At 49.6% G+C, this 25,382-nt stretch carries 18 protein-coding genes; 4 read left to right on the forward strand and 14 right to left on the reverse strand.

From position 1 onward, the window contains the following. Positions 1–4: 4 nt before the first annotated feature. Positions 5–484, forward strand: coding sequence for an S-ribosylhomocysteine lyase (locus DWV73_RS07195; RefSeq protein ID WP_022359008.1), 480 nt, complete (start codon positions 5–7; stop codon positions 482–484). A gap of 92 nt (positions 485–576) precedes the next feature. Here DWV73_RS07195 and hisD read toward each other — a convergent pair whose 3' ends face one another. The 6 genes from hisD to DWV73_RS07225 form a co-directional block, all read right to left on the reverse strand. Then, positions 577–1,839 carry a histidinol dehydrogenase gene (gene hisD, locus DWV73_RS07200; protein WP_333549865.1) on the reverse strand — a complete coding sequence of 421 codons (1,263 nt, stop codon included), beginning with the start codon at positions 1,837–1,839 and terminating at the stop codon, positions 577–579. Positions 1,840–2,104: 265 nt separating this feature from the next. Further along, positions 2,105–2,524 (reverse strand): heavy metal-associated domain-containing protein, encoded by a 420-nt coding sequence (locus DWV73_RS07205; RefSeq protein WP_107000658.1) that lies wholly within the window; start codon positions 2,522–2,524, stop codon positions 2,105–2,107. A 353-nt stretch (positions 2,525–2,877) separates the two neighbouring features. After that, positions 2,878–5,061: a ferrous iron transport protein B gene (gene feoB / locus DWV73_RS07210; protein WP_117796274.1), complete on the reverse strand. Its 2,184-nt coding sequence runs from the start codon at positions 5,059–5,061 to the stop codon at positions 2,878–2,880. A gap of 32 nt (positions 5,062–5,093) precedes the next feature. Further along, the gene (locus DWV73_RS07215) at positions 5,094–5,318 is read right to left on the reverse strand and encodes a ferrous iron transport protein A (RefSeq protein WP_022359013.1); all 225 of its coding nucleotides are present in this window, start codon (positions 5,316–5,318) and stop codon (positions 5,094–5,096) included. Positions 5,319–5,412: 94 nt separating this feature from the next. Further along, positions 5,413–5,748, reverse strand: coding sequence for a FeoA family protein (locus DWV73_RS12990; protein WP_242995768.1), 336 nt, complete (start codon positions 5,746–5,748; stop codon positions 5,413–5,415). Between the two features lie 191 nt (positions 5,749–5,939). Continuing rightward, a complete protein-coding gene (locus tag DWV73_RS07225; RefSeq protein WP_207661066.1) occupies positions 5,940–6,686 on the reverse strand; it encodes a TraX family protein in 747 nt (248 codons plus the stop codon). A gap of 428 nt (positions 6,687–7,114) precedes the next feature. Here DWV73_RS07225 and DWV73_RS07230 point away from each other — a divergent pair, with 428 nt between their 5' ends. The 3 genes from DWV73_RS07230 (at position 7,115) to DWV73_RS07240 (ending at position 10,483) form a co-directional block, all read left to right on the forward strand. Then, positions 7,115–8,242, forward strand: a complete 1,128-nt coding sequence (locus DWV73_RS07230) for a carbohydrate kinase family protein (RefSeq protein WP_117796276.1) — start codon at positions 7,115–7,117, stop codon at positions 8,240–8,242. 195 nt (positions 8,243–8,437) lie between these two features. Then, positions 8,438–9,532 carry a glycosyltransferase family 2 protein gene (locus DWV73_RS07235; protein WP_347472255.1) on the forward strand — a complete coding sequence of 365 codons (1,095 nt, stop codon included), beginning with the start codon at positions 8,438–8,440 and terminating at the stop codon, positions 9,530–9,532. 222 nt (positions 9,533–9,754) lie between these two features. Next, on the forward strand, positions 9,755–10,483 hold the full coding sequence (locus DWV73_RS07240) for a hypothetical protein (RefSeq protein ID WP_147341931.1): 729 nt from the start codon (positions 9,755–9,757) through the stop codon (positions 10,481–10,483). Positions 10,484–10,772: 289 nt separating this feature from the next. On the opposite strand, the gene tuf is transcribed toward DWV73_RS07240, so the two are convergent. The 8 genes from tuf to DWV73_RS07280 form a co-directional block, all read right to left on the reverse strand. Continuing rightward, positions 10,773–11,966 (reverse strand): elongation factor Tu, encoded by a 1,194-nt coding sequence (gene tuf, locus DWV73_RS07245; RefSeq protein WP_107000672.1) that lies wholly within the window; start codon positions 11,964–11,966, stop codon positions 10,773–10,775. A 155-nt stretch (positions 11,967–12,121) separates the two neighbouring features. Continuing rightward, the gene (fusA, locus tag DWV73_RS07250; RefSeq protein ID WP_107000673.1) at positions 12,122–14,242 is read right to left on the reverse strand and encodes an elongation factor G; all 2,121 of its coding nucleotides are present in this window, start codon (positions 14,240–14,242) and stop codon (positions 12,122–12,124) included. Positions 14,243–14,257: 15 nt separating this feature from the next. Continuing rightward, the gene (gene rpsG, locus DWV73_RS07255) at positions 14,258–14,728 is read right to left on the reverse strand and encodes a 30S ribosomal protein S7 (RefSeq protein WP_022358473.1); all 471 of its coding nucleotides are present in this window, start codon (positions 14,726–14,728) and stop codon (positions 14,258–14,260) included. Between the two features lie 305 nt (positions 14,729–15,033). Further along, positions 15,034–15,453 (reverse strand): 30S ribosomal protein S12, encoded by a 420-nt coding sequence (gene rpsL / locus DWV73_RS07260; protein ID WP_022358472.1) that lies wholly within the window; start codon positions 15,451–15,453, stop codon positions 15,034–15,036. Positions 15,454–15,846: 393 nt separating this feature from the next. Next, positions 15,847–16,263, reverse strand: a complete 417-nt coding sequence (locus DWV73_RS07265) for a DUF5684 domain-containing protein (RefSeq protein ID WP_022358471.1) — start codon at positions 16,261–16,263, stop codon at positions 15,847–15,849. A gap of 21 nt (positions 16,264–16,284) precedes the next feature. Then, entirely contained in the window at positions 16,285–17,382 is a 1,098-nt protein-coding gene (locus DWV73_RS07270) for an N-acetylmuramoyl-L-alanine amidase (protein WP_117796278.1), read from the reverse strand. Positions 17,383–17,742: 360 nt separating this feature from the next. Then, complete coding sequence (gene rpoC / locus DWV73_RS07275) at positions 17,743–21,393, reverse strand: DNA-directed RNA polymerase subunit beta' (protein WP_117796279.1); 3,651 nt, start codon at positions 21,391–21,393, stop codon at positions 17,743–17,745. A 22-nt stretch (positions 21,394–21,415) separates the two neighbouring features. After that, positions 21,416–25,294, reverse strand: coding sequence for a DNA-directed RNA polymerase subunit beta (locus tag DWV73_RS07280; RefSeq protein ID WP_117796280.1), 3,879 nt, complete (start codon positions 25,292–25,294; stop codon positions 21,416–21,418). Positions 25,295–25,382 lie beyond the last annotated feature (88 nt).

Here is a 25,382-nt window from a genome sequence, read left to right on the forward strand (position 1 = left end):
TTTCATGGATAAAATTACAAGCTTCACCATTGACCATCTGAAACTGCTCCCTGGCGTCTATGTGTCCCGCAAGGATCGCGTGGGCGATCAGGTCATCACCACCTTTGATATCCGCATGACACGCCCCAACTATGAGCCAGTCATGAATACTGCCGAGGTTCACACCATTGAGCACCTGGCTGCCACCTGGCTGCGAAATAACGAGGAATGGAAAGACCGCGTCCTCTACTTCGGACCGATGGGCTGCCGCACCGGCTTCTACCTGCTTCTCGCAGGCGACCTGACATCCGAGGAGATCGTGCCGCTGATGAAAGGGCTCTTTACTTTCATGCGCGACTACAAAGACGAGGTTCCGGGTGCTTGTGCAAAAGATTGCGGCAACTACCTCGATATGAACCTGCCGATGGCAAACTGGCTGGCTGACCGCTTTCTGCGCGAAGTCTTAGATGGAATTGGTCCGGAGAGACTGGTTTATCCGGAATAAAAGACAAGAATAGCAGGCGGTATGCTTTGAAACACAAAACCCCCAGATGCTGCAGCATCTGAGGGGTTTTATTCTATTATTTTCTATTTTTCCTATTTTCTTGCATCCGCAGCCGCTGCATGTCCAGATAATCCTTCTCCATGCGCCATACGCGATACAAGCGGTGCGATCCGCGCGGATGCCTCCGGGGTCATGCTCTGGTGGGTACAGGTCTTTAAGAATGTACCAACCCAGACGCCGCCGGTATAACGTGCCGCCCGAAGAGTCGGAAGTGTGTGGTTGGTTCCGGAAGCATAATCACCAAATACCTCCGCCGTATTCTGACCGATAAACAGGGAACCGTAATTAACCAGCTTCGGAATCAGTGCATCCGGATCTTCCACGTTGATCTCCAGATGCTCCGGTGCGTACTCATTCGCATACTGAACTGCCTCGTCCAGGCTGTCTACCACGCCAATCTCTCCAAACGTATCCCAAGACTGTCTCGCAATCTTTGCCGTATCCAGAATCTTCAGCTCTTCCTCTACCGCCTCAATCACGCTCTTTCCAAATGCCTCATCGGTTGTCAGAAGAATGCCTTTCGCATTGACATCATGCTCGGACTGTGCCAGCAGATCTGCCGCTACCACCTTCGCGCTCGCTTTTCCGTCCGCGATTACCAGGACCTCGCTCGGTCCGGCTACAAAGTCGATGCCGACCTGCCCGTAGCACTGACGTTTCGCCTCGGTTACGAAGCGGTTACCCGGCCCTACAATAATATCCACCGGCTTGATGCTCTCAGTTCCATAGGAAAATGCTGCGATCGCCTGTGCACCGCCCAGTGCGTAGATCTCATCCACACCAGCCAGATCCATCGCTACCAGCGTCTTGGCATTGATATGACCCGTTCCCCGCACTACCGGAGAGCAGGCGGTGATACGTTTTACACCCGCTGCCTTCGCCGGAGTCGCTAACATCAGCGCCGTCGAATACAGCGGATAATTGCCGCCCGGCACATAACAGCAGCAGGACTCCACCGGAATGATGCGGTGTCCTAAAAAGACTCCCGGCTCCGGGCTGAAATTGTCAAGCGGTTTCACGGTCTGTCTCTGCGCGTTCGCAAATGCCTCGATATTGTGATGCGCCGCTTTCAGATCCGCCAGCTCCTGCTCGCCCAGCTCCTTATAAGCCGCATCAATCTCCTCCCGGCTGACCCGCAGCGATTCACGGGTACATCCGTCAAACTTCTCATTGTACTCCCTCAGAGCCGCGTCCCCGCGCCCCCGGACCTCACCAATAATCCCCGCCACGGTCTCTCGCAGATTCCGATTATCTTCCTCGCTTCGAACCTGTGCTTCTTTTATAATCTTGATCATACGTTCTGCCTCTCTGTATAAGTTTTATCATTTTTTCCAAGTATACCACAAGTCTTTTTATTTTGCGATACAAAATAAACCTATCCAGCACATCTGAAACCAGAACGTTACCGTACACGGGTAGGCACTTTTGGAACCGAAAGTGCCGTAAGAAAACGTGGTGGCAGCAGGAATTTGCCGTATTTAAATGCGAAGCCACGGCAAATTCCGTTACTGGGCACGTTTGCGTGAACAGTAACACCAGAACAGGATCACACTTTTTCTCTTAGACAACCGTCTCAATATTCTTAACCACAAATCCCTCTTTTTCAACCGCTTCCTGCAGCTTCGCATCGTCCACGCCATTCTCATAGAACACGCGGGCAATGCCTCTGTCTACGTCCGCATCTGCACGGATGACGCCGTTCTGGGCGGTCAGGGCTTTTTCAACGGATTTCTTGCAGTTTGCACAGTGCATACCCTCGATCCGCATGATCTTGGACGGGGTACCCGCTGTAACCGCTTTCTTGGAAAGATCTTCGCCGCGCGCACCAGCATTCCCATCGCTGCCGCAGGAACCGCAGCTTCCACCGGAGCATCCGCAGCATCCGCCGCCCTTTCCCGTGTAATGACGGATCGCCGAACGTAATGCCAGCAAAAGCAAAATCGCTACTACAATTAAAATTCCAATATCAATCGGTCTCATACGTTATCGTCCTCTCTTCTCTGACTTTTCGATGAATGGCTTCGGAGTATCTTTTTTATTTTATCATACACACGACAGATAAAATATCCTACAAAATAAACTACCAGAAAACCAATCACACCATAAAACATGGATCCGGATGAATCCCCCATCTATGCTTTCTCCTTTTCTTTTTTGAAATCGAATAAAACTGCCTCCAAACAGCAGACTTTCATCCTGCTATCCGAGGCAGCCTTATAAAGGATTAATTTTATCACTTATGATTACAGGCACCTGCCGATGCCCGGTCAGCGGAAACGCAAAACCACCGGCCGGACGGCAGAACCTGTTTTATTTTTCATTTAGAAACTAACTTATGAAGCTGCCTCTACAGAGCTTCTTGTGTAGCTCTTCTGATCCTTGTATGGATCCGGACGAAACAGCATGAACAGCATGAGTACAAGAAGGACTGCTGCCACGATAGTCCATACGTTGAATGCAACTGCGCCAAGTACCAGACCACCTAACTGATATACAATCAGGGATACAGCGTAAGCGAAGAGATTCTGATACAGGATAGCGAACCAGAACCATTTTCTGGACTGGAGCTGCTGTGCCATCGTTGCGATAGCTGCCAGACACGGAGAGTCAAGCAGGTTGAACAGCAGGAATGTAAAGGCTGCGATGGTTGTCGGGAACCATGTCTGGATAGCTGCTGCTACGACATCGGTCTCCTCAGACAGATCCTCGGATACATTTGCCAGAACGCCCATGGTGGAAACGATAGCCTCTTTTGCGGTGAAACCAGTGATGGAAGCTGCAACCGGCTGCCACTCGCCGAAACCAAGCGGACGGAACAGGATTGCGATAGCGCCGCCCAGCATAGCCAGGATAGAATCAGCAGATTCTTCTACCAGACCAAATCCACCGTCTACAAATCCGAAGGAGGACAGGAACCACATAACAACGCAAGCCAGGAACAGGATTGTACCAGCCTTGATGATGAATCCCTTCAGACGCTCCCAAACATGAAGGAGAACGGTCTTAGCGGACGGAATGTGGTACGCCGGAAGCTCCATAACGAACGGAGCTGGTTTGCCGGAGAACGGTTTGGTCTTCTTTAACATGATCGCGGATACAAGAACCGCAGCGATACCTACAAAGTACATGATCGGAGCCATCATAGTAGCCAGATCCATGTCGCCGCTCATATAACCAGCCATAACGCCGCCCATCAGAGCGATAACCGGCAGCTTCGCACCACACGGAACGAAGGTTGCTGTCATGATGGTAAGACGTCTGTCGTTGTCCTGCTCGATGGTCTTGGACGCCATGATACCAGGAACGCCGCAGCCAGAAGAAATCAGCAGCGGGATGAAGCTCTTACCGGACAATCCGAAGTGACGGAATACACGGTCCATAACGAATGCGATACGTACCATGTAACCACAATCTTCCAGAATGGAAAGGAAGAGGAACAGGATAGCCATCTGCGGAACGAAACCAAGAACGGCACCAACACCGCCGATGATACCATCCACTACAAGGCTTACAATCAGGTCAGAAGCGCCTGCTGCTGCCAGTGCATCGCCAGCCCAGCCCTGAATTGCGCCAACAAATGTATCATTGGTCCAGTCTGTTACGAATGTACCAACGGTAGTAACGGATACATAGTAAACCGCCCACATAACAAGAACAAAGATCGGAATACCAAGTAAACGGTTGGTTACGATGCTATCGATCTTATCCGAAAGACTCATCTTCTGAGCCGGTTTCTTTACGGTCTCCTCGATAACCTTCTGGATGTATACATATCTCTGGTCAGTGATAACGGACTCAGCGTCATCATCAAACTCTTTCTCCAGCTCCTTGGTGTAACGGGAGAAACGGTTGTCTGCACTAAGACCAAGCTGCTCTACAACCTTGCTGTCATTCTCGAGAACTTTGATTGCGTACCATCTCTTCTCTGCTTCCGGAATACTGGACGGAAGCTCTGCCTCGATTGCGCTTACTTTATCCTCTACGCTGCCCTCGAAAATAGCGCTTACAGTGCCTGTTGCATGGCTCTTTGCAACTTTGATTGCCTCTGCAATAACTTCCTTTAGACCGGTTTTCTTCAGCGCGGAAGTCTCAATGATCGGGCAGCCAAGTTTCTTGGACAGTGCCTTTACATCAATGTTGATGCCGTTCTTCTTCAGAAGATCGCACATATTTAAAGCGATAACAACCGGAATACCTGTCTCGATCAGCTGTGTGGTCAGATACAGGTTACGCTCAATGTTGGTTGCATCGACTAAGTCTACGATGACATCCGGATTCTCTTTTAAGATAAAATCACGGGTTACAACTTCCTCCAGTGTATACGGAGAAAGGGAATAAACTCCTGGAAGGTCCGTTACATTTACCTCTTCTCCCGAAGCATCTTTTAATTTACCGGTTTTCTTCTCAACTGTAACACCCGGCCAGTTACCTACATACTGGTTTGCACCCGTCAGTGCGTTAAACATGGTTGTTTTACCGCAGTTCGGGTTACCCGCCAAAGCAATATGAATTGCCATTTTTCATCCTCCTGCTTTTTTAATCAAACTTATTAAACTGTCTGAACATCTACGCACTCAGCATCGGCTTTACGAAGTGAAAGCTCATATCCACGAATCGTAACCTCTACCGGGTCGCCCAGCGGAGCTACTTTTCGAATAAAAATCTCGCTTCCCTTCGTGATGCCCATATCCATGATGCGGCGTTTGTATGCGCCTTCGCCATGAATCTTGACAACTTTGACGGTAGATCCAACCTGTGCATCTTTAAGCGTCATTCTCTGTTCCTCCTAACCATTCCAATTTTTCACTCGGGATTCCGTCTGCTTTTCTACCATACAACCTGCTCCGGAATATCCCCATTCCCTTGTCTTAGACCAGAATGTGTCTTGCCTGATCCTTATTTATAGCCACTCTGGACTCCTTTACGTGAATAATCACGTCTCCGTCCAGCTGGGTTATCAATTTTACTTCGGTTCCCTCGTTAAATCCCATGGATTTTAAATGAGAACGAACCTCTGTGTTTCCGCTGATCTTTTTGATCGTATAGGCGGTTCCTACGGTTGCCATCGAAATCGGCATTGCTCCCTGCATACGATTCTCCTTCCTCTGTTTTTCCACCTTCTGCCCGTCATGATGTCTCACTTGGCGGAAACGGCTGTTTTCATCTGCCGGTAATCTAATTGATTCGCGTACATTAATTTTCATTAGTGCCTGCTAACAGTTGTTAGAGAGAGCTAATTTTCATTAGATGAGACTAATTCTCATTAGTTTCTCCTAACCCATACATAAGGTTAGCACATGCTAACTTTATTGTCAAGTTTTTTTGCCTGACCTGGAAATAAAAAAAGGGCGTGTTTTACGCCCGAAAATTGTCAAAAATTCCCATAGGATAAAAGTCATCCCAGCCATTTTCCCACAAAATACAGCGTCAAAAGATGCGCCGGATAATAGACATAAAAGAAGGAACGAAATCTGCTCCGACCTCTGGAGCCATCATATAACATGAAGCAGACAGCCGTGAGCGCCAGCACCCAGAGGGATTCCTGCCACGCGAACGCTCCGATGAGGACGGCAACGATTATCTTCATAAACACCCCTGCCGTTTTCTCATGAAAGAGAATGTTCCTTGGCACGTTAGTGCCTTTTTGTGTAATAGGGAATTCCAAGGAATTTCCTATTACACAAAAATAAAATGCCAGCACCATTCCCATCCCCCATGCGCCGCCGTCTGCTCCCGCCGCTTCTGTCAGCGTACAGAACACTGCCGTTAGCACCAGCTTCTCCCAGATACCGTTTCCATACCGCTCTAACAGCTCCATCGCAACCAGCGCCAGAAAAAAGGTCAGGCAGACATTCTGGTGCTGTGCATCCATCCACCGTCCGGAAAATGCCAGATCATACGGAATCTCCGACACAACCGCCGCCAAAAGCAGCCTCCGTCCATAACATCTGCGATCCCGCGTGTGAAAAAAACCTTCTACTAATAAAAAGGCGAACAATGGAAACGCCAGATCCCCAAATGTCCGGAATCCCGGAACCGGTCTGCAGATCACCGCAATGTGGTCTGCCGTCATCGCCAGGAGTGCTAAATATTTAAGGGCGGAGGCGCTGAGATGGAGGCGGGTTAAAACCACTCTTTCCATCCCCTCTGATTTCTCATTCTGCTTTTCCTTGATTCGATCTTTTATCGCACTCTCCTCCCTTCGTTTCCTGTCCATTCTATCTCTATTCCATCAAATTATACTGAACATTTCACCCGCTGTCCATCCGCACTTTTCCATTCCCTTTTTCTCCATTTCCCCTATTTTCCCATTCTCATTTTCCACTCTTTCTCCCCATCTTTTTTCTTTATTTTCTCTAATAAAAAATGTAGTTTTTCCTTATAAATAAAGGCTTTTTGGCACTTTTCCGCGTCTTTTTTACACTAATTTTACATTTTATTTGACAAACGAAAAACCGTGTTATATTCTGTAAATGGTGCTGGTGCGAGATCCTGCTGAAAAAGCAAAAATCCCGCACCGCTCTTCATTTTAAATACTAAAAAATACACGGACAAAAGAGGTAGAATCTCATGGCAGGTTTAGATATTATTTGCATTGGCGCTATCAATTATGACTATATGTTTCACTGCACCGGGCTTGATCTGGTGGAGACATCCGCCGGTGGAGGCGACGAGAACTTAAGCAACCCGATTTCCGATGTGGAAAACGATATTCAGGAGCTGGCGATAAAAGGCAAGGAATACACAACCCAGATCGGCGGTTCTGCTTTCATCACCCTGAAAGTGGCAAAGCATATTCTCCCTAACCTGCAGGTCGCTTACGTCGGCGTGTGCGGCACGCCCAGTCCATTCGATCTGCGCTTCGGCAAGACAAATGACATTGACGCCGAGCTGGCGCACCTGGATAACCGTGACTGGCTGTTTACCACGCGCGAGCGCTTCGACGATCCATATTCCAAAGCGATTGCCAAATCGATTGTCCGCCTTTATAATCACACGCGCAATTGCATCAAGATCGCGCCGTGTGCCAACAACACTCTCTTAGACCGCATCCATGAACAGGAAGCCCGGACGGGAACCACACTGGCGGAGTACCTCGCGCAGGCCCGCTGGATCCACCTGTCATCCCTGTCTGATTTCGACCAATTCGAGGCAATCATGCAATCGGTCATCCAGGCAAAACATTTAAATCCTGCCATGAAAGTCAGCATGGATCCTGGTTTTGAGTATACATCGCTGCGCCGTGAGCGCTTACAGCCACTGATCGCATATGCCGATTATGTTTTCTTAAATAAATCCGAAAAGAAAAACCTCGGCTTCAATGCCCGCAGCGCCCGTCCGCTCTACGCGAACCTCTGTGAGTATTTTTCTGCGATCAACCCGGATCCCACCCGCACCCTCATTGTCAAGCACGATGACCGCCATGAGCTGATCCATTTTAAGGACGGCGTATGTCAGATCCGCACAGTCCGCCACAAAAAGCTCTACCAGTACCAGTTAAACAACGATACCGGCGCCGGTGATTCCTTTGCCGGCGGTTTCATCAGCGGTATGCTCGATGATCGGCTCAATTCGGATATCGCTGAGCCGATCCAGCTCGGTGTTCTGGCTGCCAAGGGACGGATGCGTAGTTTTGATTATGAGAACCCGTATCTGAATATACAGAAATTGACCAATGCTTTTTTTGAAGCTCTATAATATTTTTTCAAGTGCTGTTAAATAGCGCAGAGTGAATTGCAGCCATCATTTCAGGAGAAAAGTACGTTACTTTTCTCCTGTTTATCCTTATATAATTATATATATAATGTCTGTACACATCTAAAAACTTCTTTCATATATTAATATCAATTTGATATTGATTTTGGAGATCCCATGATCCGCCTCAGCCTATGTATGATCGTCAAAAATGAAGAAGCCGTTTTGACGCGTGTTTTAGCATCTGCCATACAATTTGCGGATGAAATCCTCGTCGCCGACACCGGTTCCACCGATCGAACTGTAGAAATCGCCCGGCAATACACCAAACATATTTATCACTACCCGTGGAACGATGATTTCGCCGCCGCGCGCAATTTCATCTGTGAAAAGGTCACAACCGAATACTGGATGTGGCTCGACGCCGACGATGTCGTTCCCGCAGAATCGATTACAGCGATTTTAAAGTTGAAAGAAACTTTAAGCAAATCCCCGCAGCCCGACGTTGTCATGATGAAATACATCGCTGGATTCCAGTCGGACGGCACACCTGCATTTACCTACGATCGCGAACGGATTCTGCGAACGGACCGGCATTTTCGCTGGAAAGGACGCGTCCACGAAGCCATCGCGCCACGCGGCAGAATTCTCTATTCTCCTATTCAGATCGAACACCGGAAGCCTGCTTCCGCTCTCACCCATTCTGACCGGAACCTGAAAATCTATGAAACAATGCTTGCAGACGGCGAACTGCTCGATCCGCGCCATCAATACTACTACGCCCGCGAACTCATCGACCACAAACAATACGAAAAAGCCCGCCCGGTTCTGGAACATTTCCTAAACGAACCGGACGGGTGGTATGAAAATAAGGCGGACGCCTGTCTGCTTCTGGCGCGCTGCCATGAAATGCTCAGAAATACGGCTGCCAGCCAGCTTTCTCTGTTCCAGAGTTTTCTCTACGACCGCCCACGTGCTAAAACCTGCTGTGAGATCGGACGGTTGAAACTTTCCCTCGGAGAAATTTCCCAGGCTGTTTTCTGGTACCAGCTTGCCCTCAAAGACCGGCCAGAATATCATCCAAATGCCTTTATCGAAGCCGATTACTATGATTTCATTCCTTTAATCCAGCTATGCGTCTGCTATGATCGGATGGGAAACTATGATAAGGCACTGTATTATCATAAGGAAACAAAAAAAATCCGCCCGGATTCTCCGGCGGTTTTGACAAATGAAGAATACTTTCAAACCATATCCTCAAACCATAAAACAAACGGATTACCTATCTTGTGACATTCGCTCCGACCTCTGCAGTGGTCTGAGCAGCGGACTGGGAGTCGTTCCATCCAGCGGCATCCACACTTTCTACATTCATTCTTACCGTCTTCCACACTTATAATATTCCACAGTTCCCAACCCTCAATTTCCCCGCCCCTTTCTGCTAATGCACATCTCTTTCATCGCACACATATACTACATCAGGATGGATGTCCTAAATCTGGAAAGGAGTTTTTTATGTTTCGTCATTCATGTAATTTTCCCTACTATTTTGATGATAGTGACTATGAAAATAACGGCTATGGGCGCTGCGGACGCGATCGCGGCTGTCCCGGTTCTTTTGAACCCTACAACTGCTGTCGTCCCGGTCCCATAGGACCACGCGGCTGCCCCGGACCGATCGGACCTGTCGGTCCCACTGGTGCTGCCGGACTCGATGGACTGGACGGCGCTACGGGTCCGGCTGGGCCGACTGGTCCGACCGGGCCGACCGGCGCTACCGGTCCTGCGGGTCCAGCTGGGCCGACCGGCACTACCGGGGCTGTTGGTCCGACTGGGCCGACCGGCGCTACCGGCGCTGCGGGTCCGGCTGGGCCGGCTGGCGCTGACGGGGCTGCGGGCGCTACGGGTCCGACTGGGCCGGCTGGCGCTGACGGGGCTGCGGGTCCGACTGGGCCGACCGGGGCTGACGGCGCTACCGGCCCAACTGGCGCTACAGGAGCTACCGGCGCTGCGGGTCCGACTGGCGCTACAGGTCCTACCGGCGCTGCAGGAGCTGTCGGCGCTACAGGAGCTACCGGCGCAACGGGTCCTACCGGCGCTACAGGTCCTACCGGTCCCGCCGCCACCGTTACCGCCGCTGTTCCCGTCGCAGATGCAACAAGTGCTGAAGATGTCGTTGAACGCTTCAATGAACTTCTTGCCAACCTGCGTGCCGCCGGACTTCTGGCAACCGACAATGCGTAAAAGGCTGAAATTCTGTGAAAAAGAATGTACCTTGACACATTCGGGCGTCTCGCGCGGTCGCTTGCGACATGTTTCTGCTTCGCGCGAGTACGCATCCTCGCGGAGCGTTTGTTGTTTCATAGAACGCAATTTCCTATGAAACAACAGAAAAACCCCGGAAACCTTACGGTTCCGGGGTATCTCTTACGTCTGGACACAATGCGCTTCCTGGAAGCGACTTTATAATATATATACGGTACATCTTCTTGCCTGCTGCGCATACAAGAAGCACCTTTGTTTAATTCATTGATTACTCGATGATAGTAGCAACTCTACCAGATCCTACTGTACGGCCGCCCTCACGGATAGCGAAACGAAGACCCTGCTCCATAGCTACCGGATGAATCAGCTCTACAGTCATCTCTACGTTGTCGCCCGGCATACACATCTCGGTACCAGCCGGTAACTCACAAACGCCTGTTACGTCAGTGGTTCTGAAGTAGAACTGCGGACGATAGTTGTTGAAGAACGGAGTATGACGACCACCCTCGTCTTTTGTCAGAACGTAAACCTGAGCAGTAAATTTCTTATGGCATTTTACAGAGCCCGGTTTAACCAGACACTGACCACGCTGGATGTCAGTTCTCTGAACACCACGAAGCAGAGCACCGATGTTATCACCAGCCTCAGCCTGATCAAGCAGCTTACGGAACATCTCGATACCAGTTACAACAGTCTTACGAGTCTCCTCGTGAATACCAACGATCTCAACCTCATCGTTCAGTTTCAGAGTACCACGCTCAACACGGCCGGTAGCAACAGTACCACGACCTGTGATGGTGAATACGTCCTCGATTGGCATCAGGAACGGCTTATCAGTAGCACGTACCGGATCCGGAATGTAGGAATCTACAGCGTCCATGAGCTCCATGATCTTGTCGCCCCACTCGCCGTTCGGATCTTCAAGAGCCTTCAGAGCAGAACCCTGGATGATCGGTGTGTCATCGCCCGGGAACTCGTACTCGTTCAGCAGGTCTCTGATCTCCATCTCAACCAGCTCAAGCAGCTCCGGATCGTCTACCATATCGCACTTGTTCATGAATACTACGATGTACGGTACGCCTACCTGACGGGAAAGCAGGATGTGCTCTCTTGTCTGAGCCATAACACCATCGGTAGCAGCTACAACCAGAATAGCGCCATCCATCTGAGCAGCACCAGTGATCATGTTCTTAACGTAGTCAGCATGTCCTGGGCAGTCAACGTGTGCGTAATGTCTCTTCTCTGTCTGATACTCAACGTGTGCAGTAGAGATAGTAATACCACGCTCTCTCTCTTCCGGAGCTTTATCGATATCCTCGAAGTTCTCAGCTGTGTTACCAGCTACTCTTGCAGCCAGAACTTTTGTGATAGCTGCTGTCAGGGTTGTTTTACCATGGTCTACGTGTCCGATAGTACCAATGTTACAATGCGGTTTAGTTCTTTCAAACTTTGCTTTTGCCATTTTAAGACGTCCTCCTTAATTTACACCCAATACGGGTATCTCAATTTATGTTAGGCTGACTCTAATTATATTCGATTAGAGCCGTTTTTTCAAGCCTAATATTGCTTTTCCGGGCAGTTATCTGCCCGGAAAAGGCAATATAGTTACATTTTTAATTATTTCTCAGCTTTTCCAGCAAGAACTTTCTCCTGAACGCTCTTCGGAACCTGCTCATATTTCTCAAAGAACATGGAGTAGTTACCACGTCCCTGAGTTCTGGAACGAAGGTCGGTAGAATAACCGAACATCTCTGCCAGCGGAACATAAGCCTTAACCAGCTTGCCGCCGCCGATGTCTTCCATACCCTCGATACGACCACGACGAGAATTGATATCACCGATGATATCACCCATATACTCTTCCGGCATGGTTACCTCAACCTTCATGATCGGCTCAAGCAGTACCGGGTTACCTTTACGCATAGCATCCTTGAATGCCATGGAACCTGCGATATGGAAAGCCATCTCAGAAGAGTCGACCTCATGGTAGGAACCATCGTATACGTCAGCGTGAACGCCGAGTACCGGGAATCCGCCGAGGATACCTGCCTTAGCAGCCTCTTCGATACCTTCGCCTACAGCCGGGATGTACTCTTTCGGGATAGCACCGCCGACAACGCTGGACTCAAACTTGAAGGTCTCTTCGCCGTTCGGATCCATCGGAGTGAAGTGTACCTTACAGTGACCGTACTGACCACGACCACCAGACTGTTTTGCATACTTGCTGTCTACATCTACAGCCTTTGTGAAGGTCTCTTTGTAAGCTACCTGCGGAGCACCTACGTTAGCTTCAACGTGGAACTCACGAAGCAGACGGTCTACGATAATCTCCAGATGGAGCTCGCCCATACCAGCGATGATTGTCTGACCAGTCTCTTTGTTTGTATAAGCACGGAAGGTCGGATCCTCCTCTGCCAGTTTTGCAAGAGCCTCGCCCATCTTGTCCTGACCAGCTTTGGTCTTCGGCTCGATAGCGATGTCGATAACCGGCTCCGGGAACTCCATGGACTCCAGGATTACCGGATGCTGCTCATCACAGATAGTATCACCTGTGGTGGAGAACTTGAATCCGATCGCTGCTGCGATATCACCGGAGTAAACCTTTTCCAGCTCGTGACGCTTGTTGGCATGCATCTGAAGGATACGTCCAACACGCTCTTTTTTGTCCTTTGTTGCATTCAGTACATATGAACCGGAGTTCATAACACCTGAGTACACACGGAAGTAAGCCAGCTTACCTACGAACGGGTCGGTCATGATCTTGAATACAAGAGCGGAGAACGGCTCTTCGTCGGAAGAATGTCTTACAGTCTCGTTGCCATCCAGGTCAACACCCTTGATCGGCGGGATGTCAAGCGGAGACGGCATGAACTCGATGATTGCATCCAGGAGCTTCTGAACACCCTTATTTCTGTATGCAGTACCACAGCATACCGGGATTGCCTGACACTCGCAGGTTGCTTTTCTTAATACTTTCTTTAACTCATCTACAGACGGCTCTTCACCCTCAAGGTAAGCCATCATCAGATCGTCGTCCAGCTCGCAGATCTTCTCTACCAGCTCGGTGTGGTAAAGCTCAGCGTCATCCTTCATATCCTCCGGGATATCAAGGATGCTAATGTCCTCACCCTTATCATCATTGTAGATGTATGCTTTCATCTCGAACAGGTCGATAATTCCCTTGAAATCATCTTCCTTGCCGATCGGAAGCTGTAAACAGATAGCATTCTTACCAAGTCTGGTCTTGATCTGCTCTACACAGCCATAGAAGTTTGCACCCAGGATATCCATCTTGTTGATGAATGCCATACGCGGTACATTGTAGGTATCAGCCTGACGCCATACGTTCTCAGACTGCGGCTCTACACCACCCTTAGCACAGAATACACCTACAGCACCGTCCAGTACACGCAGGGAACGCTCAACCTCAACCGTGAAGTCAACGTGTCCTGGAGTATCGATGATGTTGATACGATGCTCCAGAGCGCCTGGTTTCGGTTTGCAGTTTTCCTGCAGAGTCCAGTGACAGGTTGTCGCTGCAGAAGTGATGGTAATACCTCTCTCCTGCTCCTGAGCCATCCAGTCCATGGTAGCAGTACCTTCATGAGTATCACCGATCTTATAGTTAACACCAGTATAATACAGAATACGCTCAGTAGTGGTAGTCTTACCAGCATCGATATGAGCCATAATACCAATATTTCTGGTTCTCTCTAACGGATATTCTCTTCCAGCCAAAGCTTTTTCCTCCTATTAGAATCTGTAATGAGCAAATGCCTTGTTAGCCTCTGCCATCTTATGCATATCTTCTTTCTTCTTCACAGATGCACCAGTGTTGTTAGCTGCATCCAGAATCTCTTTTGCCAGTCTCTCTTCCTGAGTCTTCTCGCCTCTCTTACGGGAGTACAGAGTGATCCAGCGAAGTGCAAGAGCCTGTCTTCTTTCCGGCTTAACCTCGATCGGTACCTGATAGGTAGCACCACCGATACGTTTTGCCTTAACTTCCAGAACCGGCATGATGTTGTTCATTGCCTCTTCGAAAACCTCTACAGCTTCCTTACCGGATTCTGCAGCGACACGATCAAACGCGCCGTATACGATCTTCTGAGCAACGCCCTTTTTGCCGTCCAGCATGATGTTGTTGATTAATTTAGTAACAACCTTGTTGTTGTACAGCGGATCCGCTAATACGTCTCTTTTCTGAGTATGTCCTTTACGTGGCACGTTACTTCCCTCCTTAATATCTGCTCCGGCGGGGAGCCGCGGGAGCCATTCATTAGATCTTAGGTACTCGCATTGAACACTTAGCGAGGTTCCTCACGAGCTTAGTGTGAAAGCGCACCTGCGAAACGAGCGCGTCTTTCAGCGCGACATTGAGCATGGTGCTTCCTCTCTTCCTACTCGGCAGGTTCTCTCTAAGTTCAACCTGCGTCTCGTGCGCGGTTCTATGATTCCCTGCAACCTACAGGATCAATATCAAAGTCCGGCACATTCATTCTAAATCTAATAGAACTTCTACCTAATTAAAATTATTTCTTGTCTTTCGGTCTCTTAGCGCCGTATTTGGAACGCGCCTGTTTTCTGTTGGCTACGCCTGCAGTATCAAGAGTACCTCTGATGATGTGGTATCTGGTACCTGGTAAGTCTTTTACACGACCACCACGAATCAGAACAACGCTGTGCTCCTGTAAGTTGTGTCCCTCACCCGGGATGTAGCTTGTTACTTCGATACCGTTGGAAAGACGAACTCTGGCGATTTTTCTAAGAGCAGAGTTAGGCTTTTTAGGTGTTGCAGTCTTAACGGCTGTACACACGCCTCTCTTCTGCGGTGCAGAAACGTTGATAGCTTTCTTCTGTAAAGAGTTGTATCCCTTCTGCAGAGCCGGAGCTGTTGATTTCTTTTCAGATGTCTGTCTTCCCTTTCTTACTAACTGGTTAAATGTAGGCATCCTTTTCACCTCCTGTGATATTGTCTGTGGTTGCTTTTTTAAGCTTGTATTTCCGCGCAGAAATTCCTTGAATTTTGCACGCTTACTTATTATAGCTAGTTTGAGTTGCACTGTCAAGGTATAAAATGCAAATTTTTCCCGTAAAATAAAGGGTTTGTTACTGTTCACGCATACGTGCCCAGTAACGGAATTTGCCGTGGCTTCGCATTTAAATACGGCAAATTCCTGCTGCCACCACGTTTTCTTACGGCACTTTCGGTTCCAAAAGTGCCTACCTGTGAGCAGTAACAAGGGTTTTGTGCTGTAGCCAGGTACAGTGCAAAACCCTCTATTGTCTCGTCTGACTCTTTTTTGTCTGGAAAATATCTTAAATATCCCGGAACTTCATTTCCGCTACTCCTGCGGTCCCATGTACTCCGAATCACCAAAACCAAGAATCAGCATAAAAAGCGGATTCAGGAAAAATAAACCAATCGTAAATCCTATCCCGTGACCATAGGCACACGCCAGCTTATAGAGTGCCACCACATTCATGAGTGCTGTTCCCAGAAGCGCAAGCGAACCGATAACTCCCACGATTCCGCCGAAGGAATTTAAAATACCTCCGCCGACCGCCAGTCCCAGTGCCACCCAAAAATACTGCACATCCCAGGTCAGTCGGTACTGTACATAGCCATTGTAAATCGGAATGATGGATTTCCATCCTTCTTCCCCGGCTTTTGTAAAGATCTTCCAGTATGCAATTACCTGCAGAATATAAAAGATAAACGCAAATAATGCATATGCCATAATAAACGCCACCAATCCCATACGCTTTCCTCCTTTCAGTTTTTACTGTCCAAAAAACGTATTCACGCCAGTCAGCAGTCCGTTCGCCAGCGTCTCAAGCGTCGCACCCGAATGATCGGACGCCTTATCTCCCAGCTCAATATCCACACTCGGAATCGTCGAATAGGAAGTCTGGGTCAAATCCATCTCCATGCTGCCTTTGGAATAAATCTTCACACCCGCGCTCTTTAAGCCGCTGATCAGCGACTCGCCCAGTTGGTTGTGCTGCTTCCAATGAGAGGCAACCGGCTCCATCGCACGGTAGGTTGCATTGCTTGGAACGCTCATGAAAAAAGCACCCTTGTTGCTGCTGGTTGAATCCCAGTGCAAGGCTATATGACAGTCCGCGTTGTTATTCGCAATGACCGTACGGGCTATATTATCCAGCTGTACATCATCTGATTCACGGATCATCAGTACATCATAGCCTGCATTCAGAAGTTTTGTCTTAAGCACCTTTGCCATAGCAAGTGTTACCTTGCTCTCTGCTGTTCCATCTGCAAAGGTCATACCGCTGGAAACTGCCACTGCTGAGGTAGCACCGGCTCCGGTTGTGCCGCCGGTTACTTTCGCACTTCCATCCGGATGACACTGGGTCTTGACGCTTCCGCCACCGTTTGTTCCATGTCCGGCATTGACACAGACCACTTTATTTTTCTTGTTGGAAGCCGTCGAGCGGTACAGGGTCGCAGTTCCGCTGTTGATCTTTGAATAATTTGCGTATTTATAATTAGAAGAAAGTGCGATCGCCGTGCCGCCGGATGTCTGCGCTCCCGCTGCTGTCTGGCTGGTTGTCTGGACAGCACCTGCGGATGCCGGTTTTTTGCTTGTCACATAGGCGGATGAAACGTAATACTTCTTTCCATTCAAAAGAATCATCGTCCACTGCCCGCTGGTTCCCACGCGCTCCAGCTTCTGACCGTAGGACAGATTGCCCGCGATATTATTGTCCTTGATCTGCGCCGATGTCCGGTAGCGCAGGGAAGACGTATTGACATACACCGAGTCACCTGCCAGCGCGATCTGCGACATACCGGCTGTCATCAGCAGAGCCGCCGCCAGTCCCAGTGTGTGTTTTTTGAGCCAATTGTGTCTCTTCATCTATATAATCTCCTTCCAATGTCTCTATTTTTAAAATAATTGTTTCTGTTTTGAAAGTCTAAAATCGTTAAATTTGTTCTTTAAATTTATACAATTTAATCACATTACTTTGGATTTTAAACATTTCCTTTATAAGTATAACGGATTTTCCCCTTCGATTCAACCAATCCCGCGCTTCTATTTCTTACGGTTTTCTGTCTATGATATGGCAGGAACGAATGTGCCTTGGCACATTCGGGCGTCTCGCGCGGTCGCTTGCGACAACCTACAGCTTCGCGCGAGTGCGCATCATTGGCACAAAAAAAGACCGCCGCATCTCTGCGGCGATCTCCAAAAAACGATTCCGTTTTTCATTTTTAATTATTCTTCACTCAGCTCATCCTCGTTGAGTACAATCTTGTCTGCCTCGTCCAGTTCAGCCGGCTCGTTGAAGTCGTCCTCTGCCAGATCGATATCATCCTCTTCCTCAACATCAGTGTTCAGCTTGATGGAGCGGTAACGCTTCATACCGGTACCAGCCGGAATCAGCTTACCAATCAGAACGTTCTCCTTCAGACCAATCAGCTTATCTACCTTTCCGTTGATGGCAGCCTCGGTCAGAACCTTGGTTGTCTCCTGGAAGGATGCAGCGGATAAGAAGGAGTCGGTTGCCAGAGATGCCTTGGTGATACCCAGCATAACCTGACGTCCGATCGCCGGCTCTTTGCCCTCGGCTTCCAGCGCCTCGTTCATCTCGTTGAAATCGAGTACATCCATGGATACGCCCGGCAGTACGTCGGAATCTCCACTTTCCTCAATCTTAATCTTCTTTAACATCTGGTGTACGATCATCTCGATATGCTTATCGTTGATTTCTACACCCTGTAAGCGGTATACACGCTGTACTTCCTGGATCATGTAATCCTGTACGGCGCGAACGCCCTTGATCTTCAGAATATCGTGCGGGTTCACGCTACCTTCGGTCAGCTCGTCACCAGCCTCCAGAACCGCGCCGTCCTGAATCTTGATACGGGAGCCGTAAGGAATCAGGTATGTCTTGGAATTGCCCGTCTCATTATCCGTGATAATGATCTCACGTTTCTTCTTGGTATCTTTGATGGTTGCCACACCGCCGAACTCAGCGATGATAGCAAGTCCCTTCGGCTTACGTGCCTCGAAAAGCTCCTCGACACGCGGAAGACCCTGTGTGATATCGCCACCGGCAACGCCGCCCGAGTGGAACGTACGCATGGTCAGCTGTGTACCAGGCTCACCGATGGACTGTGCCGCGATGATGCCGACTGCCTCACCGACCTGGACCGGCTGACCGGTTGCCATGTTGGCACCGTAGCACTTCGCACACACACCGATATGGGATTTACAGGTCAGGACGGTACGGATCTTGATGGAATCTCTGCCCTGTTTCTTCAATGCTTCCATAACAGCCGCTGCACGCTTCGGCGTACACATATGGTTCTTCTCGATCACCACTTCACCTGTATCCGGGTCTGTGATTGTCTCAGCGATGAAACGTCCTGTGATACGCTCCTGCAATGTCTCGATGGTCTCCTGACCATCCATGAATGCCTTGATCTCCATATACGGAATCTCCGGCTTATCCCAGCAGCAGTCCTCCTCGCGGACGATCAGATCCTGGGATACGTCTACCAGACGTCTGGTCAGGTAACCAGAGTCGGCAGTACGCAGAGCCGTATCGGACATACCTTTTCGAGCTCCGTGTGCGGAGATGAAGTACTCCAGTACGTCCAGACCCTCACGGAAGTTGGACTTGATAGGAAGTTCAATCGTATGACCGGTCGTATCTGCCATCAGTCCTCGCATACCAGCAAGCTGTTTAATCTGCTTATCCGATCCTCGCGCACCGGAGTCAGCCATCATGAAGATGTTGTTATATTTGTCAAGTCCTGTCAGCAGGTCGTGAGTCAGCTGATCATCGGTTGCCTTCCAGGTCTCGATAACTTCTTTGTAACGCTCTTCCTCTGTGATAAGACCACGGCGGAAGTTCTTTGCGATATGGTCAACCGTTGCCTGCGCGTCAGCAATCAGCTTCGGCTTGCTTGCCGGTACGGTCATATCGGAAATCGATACGGTCATGGCTGCACGTGTAGAGAACTTGTAGCCAATCGCCTTGATATCATCCAGGGTGATCGCTGTCTGGGTTGCACCATGGACATTGATAACCTTCTCCAGAATCTGCTTTAACTGCTTCTTGCCTACGTGGAAGTCAACTTCCAGTTTCAGCTCGTTCTCTTTCTGGGAACGGTCTACGAAGCCCAGATCCTGCGGGATGATCTCGTTGAAGATGAAACGTCCAACGGTAGACTCGATGATACCAGTCTTCGTTGTGCCATCCGGCATCGTGCGGGTTACTCTTACTTTGACACGGGAATGCAGGGTAACAACCTTGTTCTCGTATGCAAGAATCGCCTCGTTGATGCTCTTGAATGCCATGCCCTCGCCCTTGGCGCCCGGACGTTCCTGGGTCAGATAGTAAATACCAAGTACCATATCCTGAGAAGGAACGGCTACCGGACCACCATCGGACGGTTTTAACAGGTTATTCGGAGAAAGCAGCAGGAAACGGCACTCTGCCTGTGCCTCCACGGAAAGCGGAAGATGTACCGCCATCTGGTCGCCATCGAAATCGGCGTTGAATGCGGTACAAACAAGCGGATGCAGCTTGATTGCCTTACCTTCTACCAGAATCGGCTCGAATGCCTGGATACCCAGACGATGCAGTGTAGGAGCACGGTTTAACATAACCGGATGCTCTTTGATTACATCCTCGAGAACGTCCCAAACCTCCGGCTGAAGGCGCTCTACCATCTTCTTTGCATTTTTAATGTTATGAGCGGTTCCGTTGGAAACCAACTCTTTCATAACGAACGGTTTAAACAGCTCGATCGCCATCTCTTTCGGCAGACCGCACTGGTAAATCTTTAACTCCGGTCCTACGACGATAACAGAACGTCCGGAATAGTCAACTCGTTTACCCAGCAGGTTCTGACGGAAACGTCCCTGTTTACCCTTTAACATATCGGAAAGGGACTTGAGGGCACGGTTGCCAGGACCGGTAACCGGACGGCCACGGCGGCCATTATCAATTAATGCGTCAACTGCCTCCTGAAGCATACGTTTCTCGTTGCGCACGATGATATCCGGTGCGCCGAGCTCCAGAAGTCTTGCCAGACGGTTGTTACGGTTGATAATACGGCGGTACAGGTCGTTTAAGTCGGAAGTTGCGAAACGTCCGCCATCCAGCTGTACCATCGGACGGATATCCGGCGGGATAACCGGGACAACGGTCATGATCATCCACTCCGGTTTGTTGCCGGAATTTCTGAATGCCTCTACGACTTCCAGACGCTTGATGATGCGGGCACGCTTCTGTCCGGTTGCATCCTGTAACTGGTTTCTCAGATCCTCAGAATCCTTCTCCAGGTCGATCGCCTTTAAAAGCTCCTGAATCGCCTCGGCACCCATGCCGACACGGAAAGAACCGTAACCGTATTTCTCGATCTCGTCACGGTACTCCTTCTCAGACAGAACCTGCTTCATCTGCAGTCCGGTCTGTCCCGGATCCAGCACGATATAGGAAGCGAAGTACAGAACCTTCTCCAGAGTTCTCGGAGAAATGTCCAGAATCAGACCCATGCGGCTCGGAATTCCCTTGAAATACCAGATGTGGGAAACCGGAGCTGCAAGCTCGATATGACCCATGCGCTCACGGCGGACGCTGGCTTTTGTAACCTCAACGCCGCAGCGGTCACAGATAACACCTTTATATCTGATTTTTTTATATTTACCACAGTGGCACTCCCAGTCCTTGCTCGGTCCAAAGATTCTCTCACAGAACAGGCCGTCTTTCTCCGGCTTTAATGTTCTGTAGTTGATGGTCTCCGGCTTTTTAACCTCGCCGTGAGACCACTCCAGAATCTTTTCAGGGGATGCCAAACCGATCTTGATTGCGTCAAATGTCAATGGTTGATATGTTTCATTTGTCTCTGGCATGAGCGGTACTCCCTCCTATCGATTATTCTTCGTCGTCAGATCCATTATCATCGGAAACGTCTGCATAGTCATCGTCTGTATAGCCGTCTGCCTCTGCTGTATACTCATCATGCTCTACATCGGTCAGCTCACCATCTTTAAATTCCTGCTCCTGGTAACCGTAGTTGCCGAAGGACTCATTCTGAGAGTAACGCTTGCTGTCACCCTCGATGACGGAACGAAGATCGGTATCGCCTTCGTCGATGTTCTCCTTGAGCTCGATCTCGGAACCGTCTTCTGCCAGAACTCTGACATCCAGACCCAGGGACTGAAGCTCTTTTAAGAGTACCTTGAAGGACTCCGGAATACCCGGCTCCGGAATATTCTCGCCCTTGATGATTGCCTCGTATGTCTTCACACGACCTACCACATCATCGGACTTCACGGTCAGGATCTCCTGCAGCGTATAGGATGCGCCATACGCCTCCAGTGCCCAAACCTCCATCTCTCCGAAACGCTGGCCACCGAACTGAGCTTTACCACCCAGCGGCTGCTGTGTAACGAGGGAGTAAGGACCTGTGGAGCGTGCATGAATCTTATCATCAACCAGATGATGCAGTTTCAGGTAATGCATGTGTCCGATTGTAACCGGGCTGTCGAAGTATTCGCCGGTACGTCCATCTCTCAGGCGGACTTTACCATCGCGTCCGATCGGAACGCCCTTCCAGAGTTTTCTGTGCTCCAGATGGGTACCCAGATACTCCATAACTTCCGGATCTACAATATCTTTATATTTTGCTTCGAACTCTTCCCAGGAGGTGTTGACATAGTCATTTGCCATCTCCAGAGTGTTCTGAATATCTTTCTCGTCTGCACCGTCGAAAATCGGGGTGGACACATCAAAACCAAGTGCTTTGGCAGCAAGGCTTAAATGAATCTCCAGGACCTGTCCGATATTCATACGGGACGGTACGCCCAGTGGGTTCAGTACGATGTCGAGCGGACGGCCATTCGGAAGGAACGGCATATCCTCAACCGGAAGCACACGGGAAACGACACCCTTGTTACCATGACGACCAGCCATCTTATCGCCGACGGAAATCTTTCTCTTCTGTGCAATGTAGATACGAACGGTCTTATTTACACCCGGAGCCAGCTCGTCGCCGTTCTCTCTTGTAAATACCTTCGCATCAATGATGATACCGTATGCACCATGCGGTACTTTCAGGGAGGTATCACGAACCTCTCTTGCCTTCTCACCGAAGATCGCACGTAACAGGCGCTCTTCTGCGGTCAGCTCGGTCTCTCCCTTCGGAGTAACCTTACCTACCAGGATATCACCGGCACGAACCTCTGCACCGATGCGGATGATACCGCGCTCGTCCAGATCTTTCAGTGCATCCTCGCCGACACCCGGAACATCTCTTGTGATCTCTTCCGGTCCCAGCTTGGTATCACGTGCTTCTGCCTCGTATTCCTCGATATGGACGGAGGTATATACATCCTCCTGAACCAGACGCTCAGACAGAAGAACGGCATCCTCGTAGTTGTAGCCTTCCCAGGTCATGAAGCCGATCAGCGGGTTTTTGCCCAGACCGATCTCACCGTTGCAGGTGGACGGACCATCTGCGATAACCTCGCCAGCTTCGACATGGTCATTCTTGTATACAATCGGTTTCTGATTGTAGCAGTTGGACTGGTTACTTCTCTTGAATTTTGTCAGATGGTATACATCGCGGTTTCCATCGGAATCTCTCTTGATGATGATCTCGTTGGAAGCGGAGCGCTCAACCACACCGGCATTCTTTGCAACGACACACACACCGGAGTCAACAGCTGCCTTCGCGGAAATACCGGTATCGACAACGGCTCTCTCGGTGGTCAGAAGCGGTACCGCCTGACGCTGCATGTTCGATCCCATCAGAGCACGGTTCGCATCGTCGTTCTGCAGGAACGGAATCATGGAAGTAGCTACGGAGAATACCATCTTCGGGGATACGTCCATCAGGTCGATTTTCTTCTTCTGGAACTCGGAGGTCTCCTCACGGAAACGACCAGATACGTTATTGTGGACGAAGTGTCCTTCTTCGTCTAACTGCTCGTTTGCCTGTGCAACAACGAAGTTATCTTCCTCGTCTGCTGTCAGGTATACAACCTCATCCGTAACAACCGGGTTGGACGGATCGGTTTTATCTACTACACGGTACGGAGCTTCGATGAAACCGTACTCATTGACACGTGCGTAAGATGCCAGGGAGTTGATCAGACCGATGTTCGGTCCCTCAGGTGTCTCGATCGGGCACATACGGCCATAGTGTGTGTAGTGTACATCTCGTACCTCGAATCCGGCACGGTCCCTTGACAGACCGCCAGGACCCAGGGCGGAAAGACGTCTCTTATGGGTCAGCTCGGACAGCGGGTTGTTCTGATCCATGAACTGGGACAGCTGGGAACTTCCGAAGAACTCCTTGACTGCTGCTGTAACCGGCTTGATATTGATCAGGGACTGGGCAGAAACACCTTCCATGTCCTGTGTTGTCATACGCTCACGTACCACACGCTCCATACGGGACAGACCGATACGGTACTGGTTCTGAAGCAGCTCGCCGACCGCACGGATACGACGGTTGCCCAGATGATCGATATCATCTGGATTGCCGATGCCACCTTCCAGATGCATGTTGTAGTTGATGGAAGCGATGATATCTTCCTTCGTAATGTGCTTCGGAATCAGGTCATGGATATCTCTGCGGATAATCTCTTTTAACTCCTCATCAGAAGCGCCGGCATTTTCTTCCAGAATACCCTGGAGAACCGGATAGAATACTAACTCTGTGACGCCTACTTCTTCCGGATCGAAATTCACATAAGCGCCCAGATCTACCATCATGTTAGAAAGAACCTTGTGATTCTTCTTCTCACCCTGAATCCATACAAACGGAACGCCTGCGTTCTGGATGTCAGTAGCAAGGTCCTTGGTAATCTTTGTTCCCTGCTCCGCCAGAATCTCTCCGGTAGTTGTATCAACCACATCCTCAGCCAGAACGTGACCTACGATACGGTTCTTAAAGTGAAGCTTTTTATTGAATTTATAACGACCTACCTTTGCCAGATCGTAGCGGCGCGGATCGAAGAACATGCTGTTTAACAGGCTCTCTGCGCTGTCTACGGAAAGCGGCTCACCTGGACGAATCTTCTTATATAATTCCAGAAGACCATCCTGGTAGTTGTTGGACGGATCCTTCTCAAAGCTCTTCTCCAGTTTCAGCTCATCGCCGAACAGGTCAATGATCTCGGCGTTAGTACCGTAACCAAGAGCACGGATCAGAACAGTAACAGGAACTTTTCTGGTCCGGTCTACACGCACGTAGAAAATGTCGTTGGAATCTGTCTCATACTCCAGCCAGGCACCCCGGTTCGGGATAACGGTGCAGCTGTATAACTCTGTACCGATCTTATCGTGCGCGATTCCATAATAAATACCAGGGGAACGAACAAGCTGGCTGACGATAACTCGCTCCGCTCCGTTGATAACGAAGGAGCCGGTGTCGGTCATAAGTGGAAGATCACCCATGAAAATCTCATGTTCATTGATCTCATCTTTATCTTTATTGCAAAGTCTTACCTTTACCTTCAGAGGAGCTGCATAGGTCGCATCGCGCTCTTTGCACTCTTCGATCGTATATTTGATATCGTTTTTACACAGTGTAAAATCCACAAATTCCAGACTCAAGTGACCTGCGAAATCCGTGATCGGGGAGATATCAGCAAACACTTCTTTCAGTCCCTCATCCAGGAACCACTGATACGAGTTTTTCTGAATCTCAATCAAATTCGGCATTTCCAGAACTTCTTTTTGTCTTGAGAAGGTCATCCTTACACCTTTACCGGTTTTTACCGGACGCATCCTGCTTTTCTCCATTCGATGTTTCACCCCTGTTTTCTTTCTATCTCTATGGTTTGCATTTTTCCATCTCCGAACCAGCCTTGTTTCATGCCGACGGAGCTGC

Source organism: Clostridium sp. AF12-41 (genome assembly GCF_003461685.1).
Classification (GTDB): Bacteria; Bacillota; Clostridia; order Lachnospirales; family Lachnospiraceae; genus Otoolea; species Otoolea fessa.